The sequence below is a fragment of the Pseudomonas sp. TH08 genome (genome assembly GCF_016651275.1).
Classification (GTDB): Bacteria; Pseudomonadota; Gammaproteobacteria; order Pseudomonadales; family Pseudomonadaceae; genus Aquipseudomonas.
Window position 1 is genome coordinate 1,599,994 of record NZ_JAEKEE010000001.1, and the last position, 20,941, is coordinate 1,620,934.

The 20,941-nt window shown below is 57.6% G+C and carries 22 protein-coding genes, 1 tRNA gene and 1 pseudogene; 16 read left to right on the top strand and 8 right to left on the bottom strand.

Going from position 1 to position 20,941, the window contains the following annotated elements; genetic code table 11:
• Nucleotides 1-21: 21 nt before the first annotated feature.
• Entirely contained in the window at nt 22-567 is a 546-nt protein-coding gene (gene rfbC, locus JFT91_RS07430; RefSeq protein WP_127925462.1) for a dTDP-4-dehydrorhamnose 3,5-epimerase, read from the bottom strand.
• 168 nt (nt 568-735) lie between these two features.
• Between rfbC and JFT91_RS07435 the strand changes: the two genes are divergently transcribed.
• The 4 genes from JFT91_RS07435 (at nt 736) to JFT91_RS07450 (ending at nt 6,381) form a co-directional block, all read left to right on the top strand.
• Nucleotides 736-3,648 (top strand): aminotransferase, encoded by a 2,913-nt coding sequence (locus tag JFT91_RS07435; RefSeq protein WP_201231970.1) that lies wholly within the window; start codon nt 736-738, stop codon nt 3,646-3,648.
• Between the two features lie 284 nt (nt 3,649-3,932).
• Nucleotides 3,933-4,811, top strand: coding sequence for an N-carbamoylputrescine amidase (gene aguB / locus JFT91_RS07440; RefSeq protein ID WP_201229916.1), 879 nt, complete (start codon nt 3,933-3,935; stop codon nt 4,809-4,811).
• Between the two features lie 5 nt (nt 4,812-4,816).
• A complete protein-coding gene (gene aguA, locus JFT91_RS07445; RefSeq protein ID WP_201229917.1) occupies nt 4,817-5,923 on the top strand; it encodes an agmatine deiminase in 1,107 nt (368 codons plus the stop codon).
• A 245-nt stretch (nt 5,924-6,168) separates the two neighbouring features.
• Nucleotides 6,169-6,381, top strand: coding sequence for a hypothetical protein (locus JFT91_RS07450; protein ID WP_007961849.1), 213 nt, complete (start codon nt 6,169-6,171; stop codon nt 6,379-6,381).
• Nucleotides 6,382-6,556: 175 nt separating this feature from the next.
• Here JFT91_RS07450 and JFT91_RS07455 read toward each other — a convergent pair whose 3' ends face one another.
• Nucleotides 6,557-8,659 carry a TonB-dependent receptor gene (locus JFT91_RS07455; RefSeq protein ID WP_201231971.1) on the bottom strand — a complete coding sequence of 701 codons (2,103 nt, stop codon included), beginning with the start codon at nt 8,657-8,659 and terminating at the stop codon, nt 6,557-6,559.
• 264 nt (nt 8,660-8,923) lie between these two features.
• Here JFT91_RS07455 and JFT91_RS07460 point away from each other — a divergent pair, with 264 nt between their 5' ends.
• The 6 genes from JFT91_RS07460 to JFT91_RS07485 all read left to right on the top strand — a co-directional run bounded on the left by JFT91_RS07460 (nt 8,924) and on the right by JFT91_RS07485 (nt 13,636).
• On the top strand, nt 8,924-9,592 hold the full coding sequence (locus JFT91_RS07460) for a DsbA family protein (RefSeq protein ID WP_201231972.1): 669 nt from the start codon (nt 8,924-8,926) through the stop codon (nt 9,590-9,592).
• A gap of 296 nt (nt 9,593-9,888) precedes the next feature.
• Complete coding sequence (locus JFT91_RS07465) at nt 9,889-11,193, top strand: OprD family porin (RefSeq protein ID WP_201147337.1); 1,305 nt, start codon at nt 9,889-9,891, stop codon at nt 11,191-11,193.
• A gap of 230 nt (nt 11,194-11,423) precedes the next feature.
• Entirely contained in the window at nt 11,424-12,170 is a 747-nt protein-coding gene (locus JFT91_RS07470) for a 2OG-Fe dioxygenase family protein (protein WP_201229920.1), read from the top strand.
• Nucleotides 12,171-12,249: 79 nt separating this feature from the next.
• Nucleotides 12,250-12,627, top strand: coding sequence for a GNAT family N-acetyltransferase (locus JFT91_RS07475; protein ID WP_007909123.1), 378 nt, complete (start codon nt 12,250-12,252; stop codon nt 12,625-12,627).
• Nucleotides 12,624-13,340 (top strand): AzlC family ABC transporter permease, encoded by a 717-nt coding sequence (locus JFT91_RS07480; RefSeq protein ID WP_201229922.1) that lies wholly within the window; start codon nt 12,624-12,626, stop codon nt 13,338-13,340. Before JFT91_RS07475 ends, JFT91_RS07480 begins: the two co-directional genes overlap by 4 nt.
• Nucleotides 13,319-13,636, top strand: a complete 318-nt coding sequence (locus tag JFT91_RS07485) for a branched-chain amino acid transport AzlD family protein (RefSeq protein WP_115076201.1) — start codon at nt 13,319-13,321, stop codon at nt 13,634-13,636. The genes JFT91_RS07480 and JFT91_RS07485 overlap by 22 nt, the downstream gene beginning before the upstream one ends.
• On the opposite strand, the gene JFT91_RS07490 is transcribed toward JFT91_RS07485, so the two are convergent.
• Nucleotides 13,553-14,479, bottom strand: a complete 927-nt coding sequence (locus JFT91_RS07490; RefSeq protein WP_201229924.1) for a LysR family transcriptional regulator — start codon at nt 14,477-14,479, stop codon at nt 13,553-13,555. The genes JFT91_RS07485 and JFT91_RS07490 overlap by 84 nt on opposite strands.
• Before the next feature lie 332 nt (nt 14,480-14,811).
• On the opposite strand from JFT91_RS07490, the gene JFT91_RS07495 reads away from it, so the two are divergent.
• Nucleotides 14,812-15,219 carry an antitoxin Xre-like helix-turn-helix domain-containing protein gene (locus tag JFT91_RS07495; RefSeq protein WP_201231973.1) on the top strand — a complete coding sequence of 136 codons (408 nt, stop codon included), beginning with the start codon at nt 14,812-14,814 and terminating at the stop codon, nt 15,217-15,219.
• An 11-nt stretch (nt 15,220-15,230) separates the two neighbouring features.
• A complete protein-coding gene (locus JFT91_RS07500) occupies nt 15,231-15,896 on the top strand; it encodes an RES family NAD+ phosphorylase (protein ID WP_242489243.1) in 666 nt (221 codons plus the stop codon).
• Nucleotides 15,897-15,939: 43 nt separating this feature from the next.
• Here the strand turns inward: JFT91_RS07500 and JFT91_RS07505 are convergent, their stop codons facing one another.
• Complete coding sequence (locus JFT91_RS07505; RefSeq protein ID WP_122594001.1) at nt 15,940-16,221, bottom strand: DUF3077 domain-containing protein; 282 nt, start codon at nt 16,219-16,221, stop codon at nt 15,940-15,942.
• 454 nt (nt 16,222-16,675) lie between these two features.
• Here JFT91_RS07505 and JFT91_RS07510 point away from each other — a divergent pair, with 454 nt between their 5' ends.
• The 3 genes and pseudogenes from JFT91_RS07510 to JFT91_RS29485 all read left to right on the top strand — a co-directional run.
• Entirely contained in the window at nt 16,676-16,858 is a 183-nt protein-coding gene (locus JFT91_RS07510; protein ID WP_041071532.1) for a type II toxin-antitoxin system HicA family toxin, read from the top strand.
• A 30-nt stretch (nt 16,859-16,888) separates the two neighbouring features.
• Complete coding sequence (locus JFT91_RS07515) at nt 16,889-17,314, top strand: type II toxin-antitoxin system HicB family antitoxin (protein ID WP_201231975.1); 426 nt, start codon at nt 16,889-16,891, stop codon at nt 17,312-17,314.
• Nucleotides 17,315-17,361: 47 nt separating this feature from the next.
• A pseudogene (locus tag JFT91_RS29485) lies at nt 17,362-17,517 on the top strand (helix-turn-helix domain-containing protein); the annotation flags it as partial.
• Between the two features lie 287 nt (nt 17,518-17,804).
• Here JFT91_RS29485 and JFT91_RS07520 read toward each other — a convergent pair.
• Nucleotides 17,805-17,880: transfer RNA gene (locus JFT91_RS07520), tRNA-Thr, on the bottom strand.
• Nucleotides 17,881-18,018: 138 nt separating this feature from the next.
• Between JFT91_RS07520 and JFT91_RS07525 the strand changes: the two genes are divergently transcribed.
• Nucleotides 18,019-18,303: a hypothetical protein gene (locus JFT91_RS07525; protein ID WP_201231976.1), complete on the top strand. Its 285-nt coding sequence runs from the start codon at nt 18,019-18,021 to the stop codon at nt 18,301-18,303.
• Here JFT91_RS07525 and JFT91_RS07530 read toward each other — a convergent pair.
• The 3 genes from JFT91_RS07530 to JFT91_RS07540 are packed head-to-tail and all read right to left on the bottom strand — an operon-like array spanning nt 18,300 to nt 20,898.
• Nucleotides 18,300-19,535, bottom strand: a complete 1,236-nt coding sequence (locus tag JFT91_RS07530) for a methyltransferase (RefSeq protein WP_201231977.1) — start codon at nt 19,533-19,535, stop codon at nt 18,300-18,302. The two genes, JFT91_RS07525 and JFT91_RS07530, sit on opposite strands and share 4 nt — an antisense overlap.
• A complete protein-coding gene (locus JFT91_RS07535) occupies nt 19,516-20,205 on the bottom strand; it encodes an ABC transporter permease (protein WP_201231978.1) in 690 nt (229 codons plus the stop codon). Before JFT91_RS07535 ends, JFT91_RS07530 begins: the two co-directional genes overlap by 20 nt.
• On the bottom strand, nt 20,206-20,898 hold the full coding sequence (locus tag JFT91_RS07540; RefSeq protein WP_007909165.1) for an ABC transporter permease: 693 nt from the start codon (nt 20,896-20,898) through the stop codon (nt 20,206-20,208). It abuts the gene before it with no gap.
• Between the last annotated feature and the right edge of the window lie 43 nt (nt 20,899-20,941).

Genomic DNA, 20,941 nt, shown 5'->3' on the forward strand with positions numbered 1-20,941 from the left:
ACAGGCGCATTATGCCTAGGCTCAAGCGAAGACGTCAGCGTCCTTGAGCAACGCGGCAGCCTGATCCTTGGCGGACAGCTTCGGCGCTTCGTCCAGTTGCCAGTCGATCCCCAGAGCAGGGTCATCCCAGCGAATGCTGCGCTCGGACGATGGGTCATAGTAGTTGGTGGTCTTGTAAAGGAATTCGGCAAACTCGCTCAGCACCACGAAACCATGGGCGAAACCTTCTGGCACCCACAGCTGACGGTGGTTTTCAGCAGAAAGACGCACGGCCACAGACTTGCCGAAATGCGGCGAGCTGCGGCGGATATCGACGGCCACATCGAGCACTTCACCGACGGTCACACGTACCAGTTTGCCCTGGGTGTTTTGCAGTTGGTAATGCAGGCCACGCAATACGCCTTTTTGCGAGCGCGAATGGTTGTCCTGGACGAATTGAGTGTCCAGTCCGGTGGCGTCCTGGAAGGACTTGGCGTTGAAACTCTCGTAGAAGAAACCGCGCTCGTCACCGAACACCTTCGGTTCGATGATCAGAACACCGGGCAAATCGGTGGTGATTACATTCATGAGGATTTCCATAGACAGGTTTGAATGGCTGACATTCTTGCGCAAAGTGCCAGAGGGCGCGAGTGTTCAAATACAAATATGCGGATCCGCCGTAGCAACCGTTAGGGCTTGCGCATCCTTTGAAGCAATGGCGATATAAGCGCCTAATAAAATTTCAGGGGTCGTCTCATGCCGCTCGCCACGTTGGTTCATCGCGCAAGTTTGCCCAGTCCGCAGGTTTCTGCAGAGCAGGCCCAGCAATGGCTGGCAGAGCATTACGGGCTTAGCGGCACATTGCAGGCGCTTGGCAGCCAGCAGGATCTCAACTACCGCGTCGACAGCCCGCGCGGGCGGTTCGTGCTGAAAATCTGTCGTGGTGATTACGCCCTTGTCGAGTTACAGGCCCAGCATGCGGGCCTGAAGTTTCTGGCCGAGCATTCGACGGTGAAAGTGCCGCGGGTGATCGCGGCCAATAACGGTGCCGATCTGCTGTCGCTTCAAGTCGGCGGCGAAGCGGTGCATGTGCGCTTGCTCGATTACATCGAAGGCCAGCCACTGACTCATCTGGATCATCTGGGTCAGGAAGTGGTGGCGCGGTTTGGGCGTCTTTGCGCTGAAATGGATCTGGCCCTGGCCGGCTTCGATCATCCGGGCCTGGAGCGCACATTGCAGTGGGACGCACGCCACGCCAGTGCGCTGATCAGTCATTTGCTGCCGGTGATCAAGGATGAGCAGCAGCGAGCATTGATCGCCGAAGCCGCCGAACAGGCCAAGCGACGTTTGCAGCCGCTGCTCGACAAGCTGCCGGTGCAGGCGATTCACATGGACATCACCGACGACAACGCCGTCTGGCAGCGCGACGCGCAACGTCACTGGCAGTTGCAAGGGGTGATCGATTTCGGTGACCTGATCCGTACTTGGCGCATCACCGATCTGTCGGTGACCTGTGCCGCATTGCTGCATCACGCCGGTGGCGATCCGTTTGTCATCCTGCCGGCAGTCCAGGCGTATCACGCGGTCAACCCGTTGCAACGCGAAGAGCTGCAAGCCTTGTGGCCATTGATCGTTGCGCGGGCGGCGGTACTGGTGCTCAGCGGCGAGCAGCAGGTCAGCATCGATCCCGCGAATACCTACAGCCGCGATAATCTCAGCCATGAGTGGGAGATTTTCCACGTGGCCACGTCGGTGCCATTGGCGTTGATGGAGGAGGCGATTCTCACTGCCGTCGGCCTGCCATTGCCGGTGATCGACAGTGACGGTTTTGCGCCGTTGCTGCCGAGTCTGGTCGGGCGTGAATTCGCGCTGATCGACCTCGGTGTCCTCAGCCCGCATTTTGAGGCGGGGAACTGGGAGCAGGAGGGCATCGACCAGCGTCTTTTGAACGAAGCTGCGGCGGTCCACGGTTTGGCGGCGAGCCGTTATGGCCAATACCGTTTGTCGCGCACCCGGCCCGATAGCGCCGAGGAGCCAGCTACCTTCCCGTTGCATGTCGAATTGCGCGTACCGAATGGCAGCGCCGTGGAATCGCCGTTTGCCGGCGTGCTCCATCAGGTGGCAGACGGTGTGCTGCAAGTGGATGGCTCGCAGCTCAGCGTGCGTCTGTGGGGTGTGACGCCCTCGGTGCACAGCGGCGCTGCACTGGTCAAAGGGCAGGTGCTGGGTGCGGTCAGCGGCCCGTTGCTCGTGCAGTTGAGCCGAGGCGCGCAGCTTCAGGCTCCGCTGTTCTGCACGCCATCGCGTGCGCCTGCCTGGCAGGCGTTGTGCCCATCGCCGGCCATGTTGTTGGGGCTGGCGTGCGATGCCGAGCCGGAGCTGGATGCGAAAACCCTGCTGGAACGGCGCGACGCCAGTTTCGCCCGTACGCAAAAACACTACTACGTGGACCCGCCGCGCATCGAACGCGGCTGGCGCAATCACCTGATCGACATGCAGGGCCGCTCCTATCTCGACATGCTCAACAACGTCGCAGTGCTCGGTCACGGTCACCCGCGCATGGCGGCGGTCGCGGCGCGGCAGTGGTCGTTGCTCAATACCAACTCGCGATTCAACTATGCAGCAGTCGCCGAGTTTTCCGAGCGTTTGCTGAAGCTGGCACCGGAGGGCATGGATCGGGTGTTTCTGGTCAACAGCGGCAGCGAGGCCAATGACCTGGCGATTCGTCTGGCGTGGGCCTACAGCGGCGGGCGCGACATGATCAGCGTGCTTGAGGCCTATCACGGCTGGACGGTTGGCGCCGATGCGGTGTCGACCTCGATTGCCGACAACCCGAAAGCCCTTGAAAGCCGCCCGGACTGGGTGCATCCCGTTCCGGCGCCGAACATGTATCGCGGTGAATTCCGTGGCCTCGATTCAGCGCCGGACTACGTGCGCAGCGTCGAGCATCATCTGGCAAAAATCGCCGAGCAGAAACGTCAACTGGCCGGGTTCATCTGCGAACCGGTGTACGGCAATGCCGGTGGCATCTCGCTGCCGCCGGGCTATCTGAAGCAGGTGTATGCGCGGGTGCGTGCGCAGGGTGGGGTGTGCATCGCCGACGAAGTGCAGGTCGGTTACGGGCGCATGGGCCATTTCTTCTGGGGTTTTGAGGAGCAGGGTGTGGTGCCGGACATCATCACCATGGCCAAGGGCATGGGCAACGGCCAGCCTTTGGGGGCGGTGATCACCCGCCGGGAGATTGCCGAGGCGCTGGAGGCCGAGGGTTACTTCTTCTCATCCGCTGGCGGCAGCCCGGTGAGCTGCCAGATCGGCATGGCGGTGCTGGATGTCATGAAGGAAGAAAAACTCTGGGAGAACGCTCAGGTGGTCGGCGGTCACTTCAAGGCACGACTCGAAGCGTTGATCGATAAACATCCGTTGGTTGGCGCGGTGCATGGTTCCGGGTTTTATCTGGGTCTGGAGCTGATCCGCAACCGCGAGACGCTGGAACCGGCGACCGAGGAGACCGCATTGCTGTGCGATCGCTTGCGCGAGCTGGGCATTTTCATGCAGCCGACCGGCGATGACTTGAACATCCTCAAGATCAAACCGCCGATGGTGACCTCGCGCCGAAGTGTCGACTTCTTCGTCGAAATACTTGATCGGGTGCTCACCGAAGGCCTGTAAATCGCCTATCCCCTGTAGGAGCTGCCGCAGGCTGCGATCTTTTGATTCTGTTTTTGAAAAGCCGAATCAAAGGATCGCAGCCTTCGGCAGCTCCTACATAAGGCAGATTTATATCGGTATTTTTTAGTTTTATTTAGACGGAAGGCAATTAACAAGCTTCTAAAGCCGATATTTATCGGCTATAAAGTCGCCATTGCTCCGGCATGGCGATCTCTTGTCCGGTGCGCGCGTTTTTCTTTTCGGTCGAATTGTCGACCGTCAAAGCACTTGCCCGGAGATGATTCATGAGCCGTATCGTTACCGTCGCCGCCACTCAGATGGCCTGTTCGTGGGATCTGCAAGCCAACCTCGAAATCGCTGAAAGGCTGGTTCGCGAAGCTGCTGCCAAAGGCGCGCAGATCATCCTGATCCAGGAGCTGTTCGAGGCGCCGTACTTCTGCCAGAAACCCAATCCGGACTATCTGCAACTGGCCACGACGGTGGAAGAAAACGTCGCGATCAAACATTTCCAGAAAATCGCCAAAGAGCTGCAGGTGGTGCTGCCGATCAGCTTCTACGAGCTGGCCGGGCGTGCACGCTTCAACAGCATCGCGATCATCGACGCCGACGGCAGCAACCTCGGGATTTATCGTAAAAGCCATATCCCGGACGGCCCGGGCTACCACGAGAAGTACTACTTCAACCCGGGCGACACCGGTTTCAAGGTATGGAACACCCGTTACGCGAAAATCGGCGTGGGCATCTGCTGGGATCAGTGGTTCCCGGAAGCCGCGCGGGCGATGGCGCTGCAAGGTGCGGAAATCCTTTTCTATCCAACTGCAATCGGCAGCGAGCCGCACGACAAGACCATCTCGTCGCGCGATCACTGGCAGCGCGTGCAACAGGGCCATGCCGGCGCTAACTTGATGCCGCTGATCGCCAGCAACCGAATCGGCAATGAAGAGCAGGACGGCTACGACATCACGTTCTACGGCTCTTCGTTCATCGCCAACCAGTTCGGCGAAAAAGTGCAGGAGCTGAATAAAACCGAAGAAGGTATTCTTGTGCACACTTTCAACCTCGACGAGCTGGAACATATTCGCAGCGCGTGGGGTTCATTCCGTGACCGCCGCCCAAATCTGTACGGCGCGTTGAAAACCCTCGACGGTTCCCTGGAGTCCTGATCCCGATGACCACATTGAAAAGTACCCCACGCGCCGACGGCTTCTACATGCCGGCCGAGTGGGCAGCACAAACTCAAACCTGGATGATCTGGCCCGAGCGCCCGGATAACTGGCGTCTGGGCGGCAAACCGGCGCAAGCCGCACACGCGGCAGTGGCCAAAGCCATCGCGCGTTTCGAGCCAGTGACCGTTGCCGTGTCCGCCGGCCAGTACGAAAACGCCCGTGCGCGCCTCGACGTGCCGAATATCCGCGTGGTCGAGATGTCCAGCGATGATGCCTGGGTTCGCGACAGCGGCCCGACGTTTGTCATCAACAACGGCGGCGAAGTGCGTGGTGTGAACTGGGACTTCAATGCTTGGGGTGGTTTCGACGGTGGTCTGTACTCGCCGTGGAATCGTGACTCGCAAGTGGGTGGCAAGATTCTCGAAATCGAGCGCAGCCCGCGCTATCGCACCGAAGGTTTTGTGCTTGAAGGCGGCTCGATTCACGTCGATGGCGAAGGCACCCTGATCACCACCGAAGAGTGCCTGCTCAACCGCAATCGCAACCCGCATTTGGGCCGCGAAGAAATCGAAGCGGTGCTCAGCGCCAATTTGTCTGTGGATAAAATCATCTGGCTACCGGACGGTTTGTTCAACGATGAAACCGACGGCCATGTGGATAACTTCTGCTGCTATGTGCGTCCGGGCGAAGTGTTGCTGGCGTGGACTGACGATCCACAGGATCCGAACTACCCGCGCTGCCAGGCGGCGATGAAAGTGCTGCAAAGCAGCACCGACGCCAAGGGACGCCCATTCACGGTGCACAAGATGCCGATTCCGGGGCCGCTGTACGCGACTGAAGAAGAGTGCGCTGGCGTCGATCCGGTGGACGGCACGCAGGAGCGTAATCCGTCTGTGCGTCTGGCCGGTTCCTACGTGAATTTCCTGATCGTCAACGGCGGCATCATCGCGCCAAGCTTTGACGATCCGATGGATGCTCCGGCGAAGGAAATTCTGCAGAACCTGTTCCCGCAGCACGAAGTGGTGATGGTGCCCGGCCGTGAACTGTTACTGGGTGGCGGCAATATTCACTGCCTTACCCAACAGCAGCCAGCACCGCACAAAGAGTGAGTTGAGTCGTAACAGCTTGAGTTGATTAATAAATCGGCCGGGCAATGATTAGCTCGCTATGTATGAAAACAAGCCCGCAGCCCGTCAGGACTGCGGGCTTTTTTGTATCCGCTTGTCGACAAATGCGAAACATTGGCATAGCTCTTGTATTCGACTGGAGGCACTAGGGAGGGGGAGGAACTTCAACAGTTCTGTCACAAACCTTGGATAACGTAGCCGCTCACGAACGGGGAGAGAGCGCTGGAATGAACGCCGAAGTGAACGTAGTCAGCGAGCGGACTTTGCATCCCATGGCCGTAAACGGCGAATCGCTCCAGATTGTCGCGCACTTTTTGAAGTCCAATGGAACGCGTCAGATCAGGGAACCTGATCCGCGCCGGATGATGATCGAGCGCTACCCCGCTGGCCTGTTCAGCGAGGCAGAACTGGAAGCGTTGTGGGCTGTGATGGAAGGATAAGAAAAACAATAAGGATTGGTGAAAGCGCTGCCGGGATGGCGGCGCTTTTTTATGCACGACACAAAACCCTTTGTAGGAGTGAGCCTGCTCGCGATTGCTATCTGTCAGTCGCCATAAATATCAACTGACACACCGCTTTCGCGAGCAGGCTCGGTCCCACAGGATTTCTGTGAAATCAGAAACTATAGGTGCCGGTCATCACGACGCTACGTGGCGCACCTGGCTGAATCTGATACTGGCTCGTCGCCGACGCGTAGTAATCACGATCGGTAATGTTGTTCAGCGCCGCACGCAAATCCCAATCTTTCATGCGGTAGCCCACCAGCGCATCCCAGCGGCCATACCCCGGCAACACGGTGGTATTGGCATTGTCCGCATAACGCTGGCCGACCAGCGTCAGGCCGGTCTCACCGTACCAGCCCATCTCCGGTTTCCAGGTCAGGAACAGGCTGCCGTTGTGCTTGGCGACGTTGTTGATGCGTTTGCCTTCCAGGCCGTTGTTGTCCTTCTCGATGGTTGCATCCTGCACGCCGACGCCACCGCGCACGTACCAGTTACCGACGATGTTGCCAGTCGCGGTCAACTCGATCCCGCGAGAGCGTTGCAAGCCGGACATCACCGTCAGGGTCGGATCGTTTGGATCGATGGTGCGGCGGTTGTAGAGCTCCAGGTCATAGATCGCCAGCGTGGTGCTCAGGCGATCATCGAGCCAATCACTTTTCACGCCGATTTCTTTCTGCTTGGTCAGCTCGGGGCTGAGGTCGTTGGTGTTGCCGGCGGCGCCCGGGGTGATGCCGATCAGGCCACCGCCCACCGGCGAGAAGGTCTTCGACCACGAAGCGTAGAACGAGTGATTGTGCAGCGGCGTCCAGACCAGGCCTACGCGTGGGCTGGTGCTGTGACTGTCACGATCTTCGGACATGTTGCGCAGCTTGTTGGTCGACTCGATGTCGAAGGTGTCGTAACGCAGACCGCCGAGCAGTTGCCATTGATCGTTCAGGCGCAGTTGATCCTGGACGTACACCGCGCGGCTTTCGACTTCGGTGTTGCTGCTGCTGGAGACTTGCATGCTGCCGGTGTGGCGCAGGTCACGATTGGGGTTGTACAGGTCGAGCGACGGCACCGGGCGTGCCCCCGGGGTTCTGCCAGTGGCGGCGTTGTACAGCGTCGGGTCACGGCGCTGGCTGCCGGTTTCAACACCGGTGAGCAGGCGATGCTCAAGCCCGAACGTATCGAAACCCCCTTCCAGTTCGAGGTTGTTGTAAATGTTGCGGGTGGTCAGGTCCTGCTGCCAGTGCTGGCGCGTGACCTGGCGGGTGGTGGGTGTGTAACCGGTGAGGTAGGTGTTGTCGAAATCACTGTCGAGCTTGAACACACCAAGGGTCTGGCGCAGCTGCCAGTTGTCGTTGATTTCGTAAGTGAGTTTCGAACGCAGGGATTGTGACTTGTCGTCGATGAAGTCGTGATCGTTGCCATAAGTGGTGTCACGGCCGACATCGGCTGGACGCCCGTTGACGCCGGGAATGCCGCGATCCGGGGTGCGGTTGTAACGGCTGTACTCGTATTGCACCAACCAGTTCAGGTCGGGTGTCAGTTGCCAGCTCATCGATGGCGCGAACAGTTGACGATTACCGCTGACGCCATCGCGAAAGCTGTTTTCATCCATGTTGCCCATGTTCAGGCGCAGGCTGATGTTCTCGCTCGGGTCAGTGCTGAGGTCGGCGTACAGGCTGCGCAGATCTTCGCTGCCGCCCTGCGCTTCGATGGTCGAGCGGCGGCCGGCTTCCGGCATCTTGCTGACACGGTTGACGATCCCGCCCTGACTGCCACGGCCATAGAGCACGGCGGCCGGGCCTTTGAGAACTTCGACGCGTTCAATGTTGTGCAGGTCGCGCTTGTATTGGCTGTCGTCGCGGATGCCGTCCAGATAGAAGTCGTTGCTGGCGTCGAAGCCACGGATGCGCAGGCTGTCGAAGCGCGTATCGGCGCTGCTGCTGACGTTGGGCATCCCGCTCAAGGCGTCGCCGATGTCGTTGGTGCCGTAGCTGGCGACGTTCGAGGTTTTGATCGAGTCGATGGCTTGCGGCACGTAGCGCACCGGAGTCGAGGTGCGGGTTGCGGTGTTGCTGACTTTCACGCGCGGATCGTCGCTGTCGATTTCGGACTCGGCACTAATCGCCGTTGCCGGCAATATCGTAGGAGATGCGTAGGAAAAACCGGCGGAGAGCAGAGCAGAAAGACCAATGCTGTAGGAACTAAAGCGCGATGGGGCAGGCATTTGCAGAAAACATCCGTAGGAATTTTGGGCTGTAGCGTGTAGGGGATGCGAATGGTAATGCTTTGCATTTACTTTCGTTAATGATTCCCTAAAAGTTCCCTGACCTCATTGTTTCAACTTGTGTCTGGCTTGACACAATTTGACCCGTCGGAGCATTCGCCCGATTCATGAAACAGACTGGAAGCCATTTCAGCGTTTTTCCGCAACGCTTCGAGCACTAGTCTGCCGGCGTTGATTGTTGCCACTTTCTGCCGGAGTTTTCTGATGATCCTTCACTACATTTACGATCCGTTGTGCGGCTGGTGCTATGGCGCCAAACCGCTGGTGCACGCCGCGCAGCAGGTGCTGCCGGTCGTTGCTCACGGCGGCGGGATGATGAGCGGCGCCAATCGCCAGAGCGTTTCGCCGCAATTGCGCGATTACGTCATGCCCCACGACCGCCGAATTGCCGAGTACACCGGGCAGCCATTTGGCGAGGCGTACTTCGAAGGTTTGCTGCGTGATCACTCCGCGGTTTTCGATTCGACGCCACCGATTGCCGCCGTCATGGCGGCAGAGTCAGTCGACGGTCGAGGTCTTGAGCTACTCGGGTGTTTGCAAACGGCGCATTACCTGGAAGGGCGGCGGATTGCCGATGAGTCTGTACTTGTCGAACTCGCCGGTCAGATGGGCTATGCCGGTGAAGTGTTTCACACGGCGTTCAAATCCGTGGATACCGAACAACATATAAAAGTCAGCCGCCAATTGTTGGCTCAATTGGGCGGCCAGGGGTTTCCAACGTTCGCTCTGGAAAACAACGGACAGTTCCAACTGCTCGACATCAGTTCCTGGCTGGGCAAGCCGCAGGCCTTTGCCGATTGGTTGAAACAGTCGATGAGCATCGATGGGACAAGCAAATCATCAGCACTTTGTGGACTCGACGGATGTGTGTGACGGGCGCTGTATTCACTGACAGTGGGCATTTGCGTGCAAGGAGTCAGCGCTAAATTTATGTTTCTTAGACGATTTTCGCCTATTTAAAGACGATTCTTGAAATTGACACATTGTTCAGGGCGCGGCTACGATTCGGCCCAACGCCTGTGGCTAACCGCCATGACTCAAAATAATAAGAAGGCCCGCCATGACTTTGTCGTGGGCGGGTCTTTTTGTTTCGGGGTGAAAAAAGAGTGCAATAGCGCCGTTTCAGCCGTTCGACACAGCGCGTTTCAACCCGTAATAAGGAAAACAAAATGTTGAACAAGCGAATCAGTCTGATCGCACTGGGGATGTTGAGCGCCACACAGGCCATGGCTAACGACCAGGCCGAATCCAAGGGTTTTCAAGAAGACAGCAGCCTCAAAGTGCTGCTGCGCAATGCCTACATCAATCGTGACTACAAAGATGGTAACGACGACAAAGCCGAATGGGGCCAAGCGGCCATCGGTACGTTCTCGTCGGGCTTCACCCAAGGCACCATCGGTGTCGGTGTGGATGCTTTCGGTCTGTACGCACTGCGTCTGGATGGCGGCAAAGGCCGCAGCGGTGCGGGTGGTATCGACTTCTTCAAGCAAGACAACGGCAACGTTGCAGGCGAGCACGGCGATGCCGCCAACGATCTGGCCAAGGCTGGCGCAGCGGTAAAATTCCGCTTCTCCAACACCGTGCTGACCTACGGTGACCAGATGCCGGCACTGCCGGTGCTGAACTACGATAACTCCCGCCTGCTGCCGGAAAGCTACACCGGTACTCTGATCACTTCCAAAGAGATCAAAGGCCTGGAACTGAACGCCGGCCGTTTCACCGCCGAATCGCGCAAGAGCGATGAAGGCCGCGACAGCGGTGGTCTGAAGTCGATCAACGTGTTGGGCGGTAGCTACCAGTTCACTGAACACTTCAAGGGCGCGCTGTACGCTTCCGACGTCGAAGACGTATTGAAGAAGCAATACGTGAACGCCAACTACGTGTTGCCGTTCAACAAGGATCAGTCGCTGACCCTGGACTTCAACGGTTATCGCACCAAGCTGGACAACTCCTATGTCCGCGAAAACGGTGTGACCGGCGACGACAACAAGATCTGGAGCCTGGCAGCCACCTTCGCTACTGGCCCGCACTCGTTCACCGTGGCACACCAGCGTTCCACCGGCGACAGCAACCTGGGCTACGCCTACGGCGGCTATCAGAAAGATCAAAACCGTGTCGGCGACGGTGGCAATACCATCTACCTGGCCAACTCCTACTGGTCGGACTTCAACGCTGAAGACGAACGCAGCTGGCAACTGGGCTACGGCCTGGACTTCGGCGCATTCGGCGTACCGGGCCTGAGCTACAACTTCGCTTACGTGCGTGGCGACAACATCACCACGTCCACCAGCAGCGGTGGCACCGAGCGCGAAATCTTCAACCAGTTCAAGTACGTCGTACAAAGTGGTCCGGCCAAAGACCTCAGCGTGAAACTGCGCAGCTCGATCCTGCGCGTGTCGCAGAAATCCAGCGAGTACAACGTTGGCGGCAATGAAGTGCGTGTATTCGTGGATTACCCGATCAACATCTTCTGATGCCCGATCCGGTCTAAGAAACGTGAAAAAGCCCCGACTGGTTCGGGGTTTTTTTCGACGGTTTTTTGCTTTAAACCGGAAAAAACCCGTGTTTTTGTCATCTAAAAGTTGTTTTTAAGTCGCTTCAAACGCCGTTTCAAACAGGGCTTTAAATGCCTGAAATTCTTTCTCATGGACGCAAATTCTCCACCTAATAGATTAGGCCGCTCAACGCAGCGGAGAATTTGGTAATGATCGTTTTGAACAGAGAAGTGGGCGAATCGCTACGGCGCGACAAATATGTCAACGTCCAGGGTGGTGACTTCAATCTCTACGGTCATTTTGCCGACTTCGTCAGACTGACCAAAAGTTGGGAAAACATGGAGCCTGACAGCTACTACGGTCAGGCCGAAGCCGGCATGCGTTACCGTCGTTACAGCGACTTTGAGTACAACCCGAAGACCCGCGAACTCAAGCAACTTGAGCATCGCGCCTACGTGCAGTCGAAAGAGAACAATGCGTATGTCGGTGGCCTGGTACGGCACTTTCAGGACTTCTCCGATGAAGTGATTACTTCACCGGTGATGCGCAGCCTGATTGACACCGACTTTGAAGTTTACAAAAGCGTGCTGCCGGAAGAACTCCACGATGAAATCTGGCAGTGCCAGATCCATCAGATCCGCATCGAGATCAAACCCGGCAAGCAACTGGAAATCACCCCTGAAGGCATTCACTGCGACGGCTATCCGTTCAGCGGCGTGCACTTCTGGGGCCGCAACAATGTCGAGGGCGCGGAGAGTCGTCTGTACGACATCCACGAGCACCCATTGGCGGCGACGACTTATAAAGAGATTCTCGACACCACCTACTTTCTCGACCGCGACATGCGCCATTACGTGACTCCTGCGCGCAACACGCACACCCATGCCATGGCTTACCGGCAGATTCTGGCGATTTCTTTCTCGCGGCCCGGGACCGCTTTCGACATTGTTCGCTAATCAGATCACCCCAATCGATGGCGTCGAGTGTTCGACGCCAGTGGTGCTGCGACGCGCCACGGCAAAGGATGCGCAGCGCATGGAGCGCTTCTTCCGCCAGTTCGACGAAGTGTCCTTCTGCGAGTGGCAGGACGCCAAATGCCTGCGCGGCGTGTTGATCCAGAAAACCACCACGGCCTATCTCGCCTTCGACATCGCCGGCGAAATCGTCGGTGCGGTGCTTGGCGGTATGCTCGGCAGTCGCGGCACGATCAACCATCTGGCGGTCAGCCCACGCTATCGCAGCCAGGGCGTCGGTCAACGGTTGGTTGAAGCGGCGTCATCCGACATGAAGCGCGTCGGTGTGTTGCGGATGTTTCTGTTCGTCGACGATGCTAACCTCGCGGGCAAGCGTTTTTGGACCGCCCAGGGTTTTTGCGAGCCTCATGGCGAACGGACATTTGAGAGGGATCTATGAATGAAACGTCCGGCAGTGCGCCGCTGATGGCTGCCCATCAGCCATCGCGCACGTTTGCCGAAGCCAGCCCGGTGGTCGCCGGATATTTCACGGTGTCGTTCGTGTTCGGGCTGATGGCCGTCAACGCCGGGTTGCCGATGTGGCTGCCGGTGGCGATGTGTTTGTTTGTTTATGCTGGCGCTTCACAATTCGCCGCGCTGGCGCTGATCTCCAGTGGCGCGTCGTTGACCACCATTGTGCTGACCACGTTTCTGATCAACGCACGGCACATGCTGATGTCGGTGTACATGGCCAAAGCCCTGCGCGCGCTGGGGCTCAGTCGCATGGAGCGCTGGTGCTACGCCGGCGGCCTGACCGACGAATCCTTCGCTTTCCACAGCGTGAAACTCGGCACTGGCGCACCGGTCAACGTGCGCTATTTGATCGGCTTCAACCTGTTCTGCCACACCTCGTGGGTCTTGGGAGGTTTGCTCGGCGCAGTGTGCGCGCAGTACGCCGCGCACCTGATCAAATATCAGCTCGACTATGCCCTGACGGCGATGATGCTTTATGTACTGGTGTCGCTGTGCAACACCCGTAACAAGCTGATTGCTGCGGCGGCAGCGGTGGTTTGCATGGGCGCACTGAGCCTGATCGGCAGCTCGCCGTTCAATGTGTTTATCGCCACGTTTGTGGGTTGCGGAGTGGGTGTATGCCTGACCAAACGTTCCTGATTCTGGTGGTCGTGCTAATGATGGCCGTGACCTTCCTGCCACGCGCCTTGCCACTGCAAGTGAATACCGAGCACTGGCCGCCGTTCGTTGCGCGGGCGCTGGAATACTTGCCGGTGGCGATCGTCGCTGCGATCAGCCTGACTCCCTTGTTGATCAAGGATCAGCACATACAGCTCGATCGCCCGGAATTCTATGCCGCGATTCCGACGTTGTTATGTGCGTATTTCAGCAAAAACCTCTTTCTCAGTGTGGCGGTTGGGACGGCTGCGTACATTGCGCTCGGCTCGTTCATGTAGCGGCAGATCGACGACATCGCTCAAAGCCTGGTTCGACAACTCCGGATTGTTCACCGCCAGGCGCACTTCGAGGAAATCCTCGAAACCTGGGAAAATCGTCAGGCCGTTCTTTTGCGCGGCCTCGCGAGAAACCATGCCGACGGCGTCCATTTGCGTGATCAACGACAGCGTCAGGGTTTCGCTGCACGAGTAGACCATGCGCTGGCCGTTCTCGTGATTGCCCAACCCAGCGTCGAGAAAACGCAAAAAGCTGTGGGAATACGGACAATCTTCCGCAGGACGCACCTGAAACTTGTTGCCCAGCAACGTAAGAGGATCGTTCTCCTGACCGCAATGCGCGCCGACGACCTGCACCTGCACCTCCGGCAAAACAATGCTCGGCAACCCCGGCCGTTGCGGGCCGATCAGCACCGCAAGGTCAAAGTCCTCATTCTTCAGCTTGCTGAGGTTTTCCATCGACTCGGCATAACTGAATTCCATCTGATAATCGGGAAACACCTCGATCAGGCGCCCGATCATTCGCCGGTTGAAATCTGTCGACAACGTGTTGTTCAACGCAACCTTCAACGTACGCTGGCCTGGCACCTTCAGCGCCTCGACCTTTTCTTCCATCTGTCGCGTGGCAATCAGCACTTTGTCCATATACGGCGTCAGCTCGCTGCCTTGCGGCGTCAGCGTCAGCCCTTTGTTGGAACGACGAAACAAGCGGAAACCGAACTGCTCTTCGACCTTGTTCAACTGCGCGGCCAGCGCCTGCACAGTCAGGCACGAATGCTCGGCTGCGGCCGACAACGAGCCGGTCTGCACGATGCGCATGAGGTTGCGTAAGGTTCTGCTATCCATGGGTAATGCCCTCTGAAGTGGGCTGGGTATTGTTGTTTACGAGACTGCCGATACGGCGCCATATGCCGGCTATATTCCTGCACCTGAGCATAGTTGTCGCGGGTTTAGTAGCGAATTGATGTCCCCGCCGATGGCTGGAGGCTGACACAGGATCGGGTTTTTTGGTGACGTGGGGGTGATTGGGGTCAAAAAATACGCACGGAAAATAACAATTTTCGGTGTTTTTAACATTCTTGTTTGGGGAACGAGCCGGTTCGCAAGCGGATTAAAAGAAAATAAATATTCGTATTTGTACTAGGCTTGAAAGTATGTCACTCAGTATGGAGGCGGCCGTGCCTACCTCATCCCCAGCCCTTACCCCGCGTGAGCAACTCGACGTTCCCGAAGCCGGGCGTGTTGCGCTGAAGTTCTTCTTCAACCTCATGGATCGTTGGGGCTGCAGCGCCGAGCAGCAACGCACCTTGCTCGGTGGCGTCGGCAACACTACGTTCTACAAATACAAACACCTGCCGAACGTACGTCTGCCTAACGATACCCTTGAGCGCATCTCTTATCTGATGGGTATTCACAAGGCGCTGAGCATTATCTTCAGCAACAGCCGTGAACGCGCCTACACGTGGGTCAGCAGTCCGAACACAGCGGCGCCGTTCAACGGGCAAACTGCGTTGGATTACATGCTGGCGGGGAGAGTGATCGACATCGCCGATGTGCGCCGTTACCTCGATGGGGTGCGCGGTTGAAGGTGCCAGAGTTGGTAGATGTGGCATGGCCGCGAGCCTACCGGATCGTCAACAGCAGCTTCCCGCCGATTGCGCTGTTCGAAGACGTGCTCGATCCCGAAGACCTGGAAATTGCCTACGCGATTGAAGCACTGACCAATGATCGCCTCATCGAACAGGCTGGCGTACTCGCCCGAGTGCGACCCGAAGATCGACTCTCCGGCCCCGGCTCGACCCCGGTGATGGCTGCGTTTACCCACATCGGCAAACGCAGTCGCTTCTGCGACGGCACCTTCGGCGTTTATTACGCCGCGAGCAGCCAAGCCGCCGCCATCGCCGAGACCTGTTATCACCAGGAGCGTTTTCTCGCCGCCACCAATGAGGCGGATCTTGAGTTGACCATGCGGACTTACGTCAATCGGGTGGTTAAACCGTTACATGACATTCGCCACGATCACCCAGAGCTGCATGATCCAGATCCTGAGGCTTACGGGCCGTCTCAGCTATTCGCCCGACAACTGCGCGAAACCGAGTCGTGGGGAATGCTCTACAACAGCGTTCGCCTGCCGGGCCATGAATGTGTCGCCGCGTTTCGCCCGCCGGCGGTATCGATTCCTAAACAGGGCAAGCATTTGCGGTATGTGTGGAGTGCGACTCAGCAGAAGATTTCGTTTGTGCTTGAAATCAGTCAGGTCTGAAACGCAAAAAGCCCTCGTATCAGCGAGGGCCTTACACCGGTGTTTACATCAACGGCTTGTCCGGCGGCGCATCCATCACTTTCACGACATCATCGATCAGCGCTTTGCTTAACTCCTGCAGATACTGCGAGGCATAAGCATGAAGGTCAGGGTCGCGAGAGACTGAAGTGTCCGCAGTGAGCAGTCGTGAAATATGAAGCAAGTGTGAGGCGTGGGAAAGGGCGGCGATTACCGGTACACCACGGTTGGTGCGGAACATTGCTTGATTGGATTGAAAGGAAAAGTGGGTGAGGCCGAGGGTTTTCAGATCTTGAGAATGGGTCATTTCGCTTCACCGCCCGTTCGAGATGGACGGGCGTGAAGTGACCGGTGTGCTGACGGATCAATGGCTTTCATTTGTGAATTCCCTGTATCAAATGAGAGCTGCGATTTTCGTTCTCAGGCGAAAAGGTGGCAGCTATGCGCAGGCTGAGAAACCGGAGATACAGGAACCCGGCAGACCCGAAGGTCTCCCACGCACAGCCGCCATTACACGTGGATGCGGGCACAAAAAAGCGCCGGCAATCGTGATTTGGGGCGCTGGTGCGCCTGTATCTTACGCGGGTTCTCAGGCCCGGTCGCTGAATTGGCAGCGACGGGTTTGACGGTAACTAGAGGAGGACAAATGCGCAATCGTGGCCAGGTGGTGGCCGTTGGCATTTCTGTGTAGTGCAACACTTATGTTGCATGTGCAGCAAATATGTTGCACATTCGCTCTACCGAAACGGCGAGTGTTGCACATGAAGTACAGCGAGTTTCGGCGATGGTTGAAAGCCCAAGGCGTTGAGTTTCAAACCGGCAAGGGCAGTCACTTCAAGGTTTCCTTGAATGGCAAATCAACCGTGTTTCCCGACCATGGAGCCAAGGAAATGGGCGAAGGGTTGAGAAAATCGATAATCAAGCAGCTGGGCCTCAAGGATTGAGGCCCAGCTGTACCGATGAGAGGAATCGTGATGTTCGAATATGCGTTGGAAGTTCACGAAGAGCCGGGCAGTGTCTGGCTGACCTGCGCAGAAATTCCAGAGATGCACGCCGTCGGCGAGACTCTCAAGGAAGCGCTGGATACCGCTATTGATGCAATCGAGACAGCGCTGTCGATTTACGTTGATGATCGCCGGTTGATTCCGACCGGTCAGGCAGGAGAACAGGCAAGTGACGTTGTATTGCGTCTGCCTGCGCTGACTGCAGCAAAGGTTGCTCTGTGGAATACCCTTTTGGAGTCAGGTGTAAGCAAGGCCGAGTTGGCACGTCGTCTCGGCGTACAACGGCCCCAGGTCGACCGCCTGGTAGATTTCCTGCATCACTCCAAAATCGAGAATGTTGAGCGTGCGTTGCAGCAACTTGGAAGGCGGATTTCGCTTTCTGTTCAAGCTGCATAAGTTCAGCAAGCGAGTGTTGGAGAAAGTAGCTGAAGGCGAAGAAAGGCATGGCAGATGAACTAAAGCGATTTCAGACGGACTTGCTGAATTCTGTACGTCAGATGAAGGCTGGAAAGGCCGCACGCGTAACGCGGGTGCCGCTCTCGGCGGCCACTGAAGAGCAAAGGAAGACCGAGGTTTCTCAAAGCGCTTTCGCCAACCTAAGCCGTAGCGACACGAGCAAAATAGGGTGGGGAAAATAGGTCAGACCACAGTCTCACATCAAAACGTGGTTTGACCCATCTCATGCCGATTTGCTCGAAATGGCACTACAGATTGGGCATGCATTGACCGACTCAAGCAATCCCACTCCGCATGAGTGATGACATTCGCGGGAGTGACAATTTTCAGGTGTGGACACTTTGTGGACGTTTTCACGATTTGACGTGAAGTCTTTTTAAAACCTAGAAACAACAAAGCCCCTGCATTTCTGCAGGGGCTTTGTTTTGTATGGTGCCGGCACCAGGAGTCGAACCCGGGACCTACTGATTACAAGTCAGTTGCTCTACCAACTGAGCTATACCGGCGTTGTGGGCGACGATTATAGCGATTGGGAAGATCCTGTAAACCCCTGAATTCAGACTATTTTTACGCGAGTGCTCGATCAGGTTCGACGAAGGCGCTGTTCCTGCGGTCCGGCCCTTGAAAACAGGAGCCTGAACGGTTTGGCGCAGGAGGGTGGAGGCTGCGTTTTTCTTGAAAAAATTCGTCGTGACTTGGCGGTTTATGTCGTTTTCATTGGCAGCTTATGCACAACTGGCTGGGCCAAAAGCGCACTTAGGCCAGATTTTGTGGACGTGTTCTCATTTTGTTCGCAAATCCCTGTTTTACAGGTTTTTTATTTATATGAACAAAAAATGACCAGCGCTGTTAGGGCAGCGAAACAGGCGCCGATATTCGATCCATGGGAAAACCATCAACAGAGTTATCCACAGGCTGCGGCGTTTTAAGCGCGTTCGGCCAGTAGCAGTAAATTACGCGGTGTGAGCGAGGTGTCGCAAAAAATGCCGAGACGGACGGCGTAGCCCTGTTTTTCGAGGAAAAGTGCCCGATCCAGGTTCAGCCAAAGCTCCAATGGTCGTCGGAACAATCCTCGGAGCAATTCCAGATTGCGAACTTCGGCCAATCGTTGCCAACCGGCTGCTTCGAGTGCGGGCCAATCTGGCTCACCGATTGTGGATAACTCTTTGAGCGCAGCCAGATCGCGACAGTAATCGGCGAACGGTTTTTCAAGCCAGGCGCTGGGCAGGGAGGGCGTTGGCAGGTATTCGTCGACGCCGCGCATTTGCCGTTGCAGCAGGTCGAAGGCCAGGCGGCGGGCCATCGAGGTGTCGCGCTGTCGTCGGACCCGTGCACCAGCGGTGACGGTTTCACTCATCGGCAGTGCCAGATCTTCCAGCGACAGTTGTAGGAGCGATGCCGATGCGGCGCAGGACAGTGGCTGATACTCGCTGCGACTGATGCGGTTGTAGCAGCAGGGTGCGATCGCCATTTGCTGGCAATCGGCGGCGCTGGCCAGTTGCATCAAGCGCATGTGCAAGTCGCCACAAGCATGCAGGGCGACGGGCGTGTGAGCAGCGCTCAAGACGGCTGAGGCATCCGCCGCCAGCACGTCCTGTTCTACATGCAGTGCGTGCAGATGATGACGCTGACTCAACGCCTGACCGCTCGCTACCAACAAGGGATCATATTCAACGCAAGTCAGTTGCTGCCCCGAGCCCAACAAGCGCCGCCCTAAATGCCCCTTGCCCGAACACCAATCCAGCCAATGTGTCGGCTGCGAGGCAAAGGATAAGCGACTGGCAAACGCCTCGATCTGCTGCCACTTGCGCCCCGGTACATCGACATTCAACCGATGCCCCGCAGCTTCCAGCGCATGCCCCGGCAACTCACCCACCGCGCTCAGCTCAGCCGACAACGCCGCCAATGAAGCAAACGGCTCCGGTGCATCGACAAGATCAGCGGGTTGGTTGTGAGCGTTTTCCGCGTCTTCCAGCGAACGCCCGCGCAGCCACAGGGACAATTCCGGGTAGGACGCTTCCCAATCGAGCGAAAGGTGAGTGAAGGGTCGAGGTTTCCACAGCGCCTGATGTTCAATCAAAAAAGCATTCAGCGCCGTGAAGCGGGCGAGTAAGTCCTCGCCCGTTAGCACGTGGGAAATGTCAGCGCCCTTGGCAGGCATCGACGCGCAGCCAGCGCTCCAGCAGCTTGAAGCCGCGTACCAGCACGTAAGCCATCAGCAGATAGAACACGCCCGCCGCGAAGAAGATTTCCACCGGCAGATAGGTGCGCGCAATGATCGTGCGCGCCATGCCGGTCAGTTCCAGCAAGGTCACGGTACTGGCCAGCGCACTGGCCTTGAGCATCAGGATCACTTCGTTGCTGTAGGCCGGCAGGCCGATGCGCGCGGCACGCGGGAGGATGATGTAGAACATCGCTTTCGGCTTGGACATGCCCAAGGCCCGCGCCGCTTCGATCTCGCCCGGCGGAATCGCCTGAATCGCCCCGCGCAGAATTTCGGCGATGTACGCCGCCGTGTGCAGGGTCATGGTTACGGTGGCGCACCAGAACGGATCGCGCAGGTACGGCCACAACGCGCTTTCACGCACCGCGTCGAACTGCGCCAGGCCGTAATAAACCAGGAACAGTTGAACCAGCAACGGCGTGCCACGGAAAAAGAAGATGTAGGCGTAAGGCAGCGAGCGCACGTACCACAGCTTCGACGAGCGGGCGATGCCCAGCGGAATTGCCACTAGCAGACCGGCAATCACGGCGATGGCGACCAATTCGAGGGTCAGGGTCGCGCCCTGCGCCAGTTTCGGCAGCCACTTGATGATGACTTCCCAGTTCATTTAAGCGCTCCTCGCAAAGCCGCGAGCGGCGCGTTTTTCCAGGAAGTGCATGCCGGTCATCGCCAGCACGGTCAGGCCCAGGTACATGATCGCGGCGACCATATAGAAGGTGAACGGTTGTTTCGACACGGTCACGCCGATTTGCGCGTGACGCATGATTTCTTCAAGGCCGATGACCGAGACCAGTGCGGTGTCCTTCATCAAGATCATGAACAGATTGCCCAGGCCGGGCAGGGCGATGCGCCACATCTGCGGCATGATCAGCCGGGTGAAGATCCGCCATTTCGACAGGCCCAGGGCCTGACCGGCCTCACGGTGGCCTTTGGGAATGGCGAGGATAGCACCACGGAACACTTCCGTGGCGTAGGCGCCGAAGCACAGGCCCAGTGCAATCACACCGGCAGCAAAGGCGTTGAGTTGCAGGTCGGGGTTGCCGAAGAACTCACCGAGGGCGCGCATCAGGTTGACCGTACCGAAGTAGATCAACAGCACCCAGAGCAATTCCGGGACGCCGCGCACCAATGTGGAATAAGTGCCGCCAAGCCATTGCAGCGGCTTGTACGGGGAAGTCTTGGCCAAGGCGCCGAGCAGACCGAGCACCAATCCCAGGCACAGGGCCGTGAGGGCCAGTTGGACGGTCATCAGCGCGCCGGCAGCGAGGGCCGGGCCGAATCCGTAGAGGTCGATAATCATGGAGTTCTGTTCAAATTGCGGCAGGCAAAGTCGGGAGCCGGCG

Coding starts and splice junctions, on each gene's coding strand:
- rfbC (WP_127925462.1), bottom strand. CDS start 567: ATGAATGTAATCACCACCGATTTGCCCGGTGTTCTGATCATCGAACCG.
- JFT91_RS07435 (WP_201231970.1), top strand. CDS start 736: ATGCCGCTCGCCACGTTGGTTCATCGCGCAAGTTTGCCCAGTCCGCAG.
- aguB (WP_201229916.1), top strand. CDS start 3,933: ATGAGCCGTATCGTTACCGTCGCCGCCACTCAGATGGCCTGTTCGTGG.
- aguA (WP_201229917.1), top strand. CDS start 4,817: ATGACCACATTGAAAAGTACCCCACGCGCCGACGGCTTCTACATGCCG.
- JFT91_RS07450 (WP_007961849.1), top strand. CDS start 6,169: ATGAACGCCGAAGTGAACGTAGTCAGCGAGCGGACTTTGCATCCCATG.
- JFT91_RS07455 (WP_201231971.1), bottom strand. CDS start 8,659: ATGCCTGCCCCATCGCGCTTTAGTTCCTACAGCATTGGTCTTTCTGCT.
- JFT91_RS07460 (WP_201231972.1), top strand. CDS start 8,924: ATGATCCTTCACTACATTTACGATCCGTTGTGCGGCTGGTGCTATGGC.
- JFT91_RS07465 (WP_201147337.1), top strand. CDS start 9,889: ATGTTGAACAAGCGAATCAGTCTGATCGCACTGGGGATGTTGAGCGCC.
- JFT91_RS07470 (WP_201229920.1), top strand. CDS start 11,424: ATGATCGTTTTGAACAGAGAAGTGGGCGAATCGCTACGGCGCGACAAA.
- JFT91_RS07475 (WP_007909123.1), top strand. CDS start 12,250: ATGGAGCGCTTCTTCCGCCAGTTCGACGAAGTGTCCTTCTGCGAGTGG.
- JFT91_RS07480 (WP_201229922.1), top strand. CDS start 12,624: ATGAATGAAACGTCCGGCAGTGCGCCGCTGATGGCTGCCCATCAGCCA.
- JFT91_RS07485 (WP_115076201.1), top strand. CDS start 13,319: ATGCCTGACCAAACGTTCCTGATTCTGGTGGTCGTGCTAATGATGGCC.
- JFT91_RS07490 (WP_201229924.1), bottom strand. CDS start 14,479: ATGGATAGCAGAACCTTACGCAACCTCATGCGCATCGTGCAGACCGGC.
- JFT91_RS07505 (WP_122594001.1), bottom strand. CDS start 16,221: ATGACCCATTCTCAAGATCTGAAAACCCTCGGCCTCACCCACTTTTCC.
- JFT91_RS07510 (WP_041071532.1), top strand. CDS start 16,676: ATGAAGTACAGCGAGTTTCGGCGATGGTTGAAAGCCCAAGGCGTTGAG.
- JFT91_RS07515 (WP_201231975.1), top strand. CDS start 16,889: ATGTTCGAATATGCGTTGGAAGTTCACGAAGAGCCGGGCAGTGTCTGG.
- JFT91_RS07530 (WP_201231977.1), bottom strand. CDS start 19,535: ATGCCTGCCAAGGGCGCTGACATTTCCCACGTGCTAACGGGCGAGGAC.
- JFT91_RS07535 (WP_201231978.1), bottom strand. CDS start 20,205: ATGAACTGGGAAGTCATCATCAAGTGGCTGCCGAAACTGGCGCAGGGC.
- JFT91_RS07540 (WP_007909165.1), bottom strand. CDS start 20,898: ATGATTATCGACCTCTACGGATTCGGCCCGGCCCTCGCTGCCGGCGCG.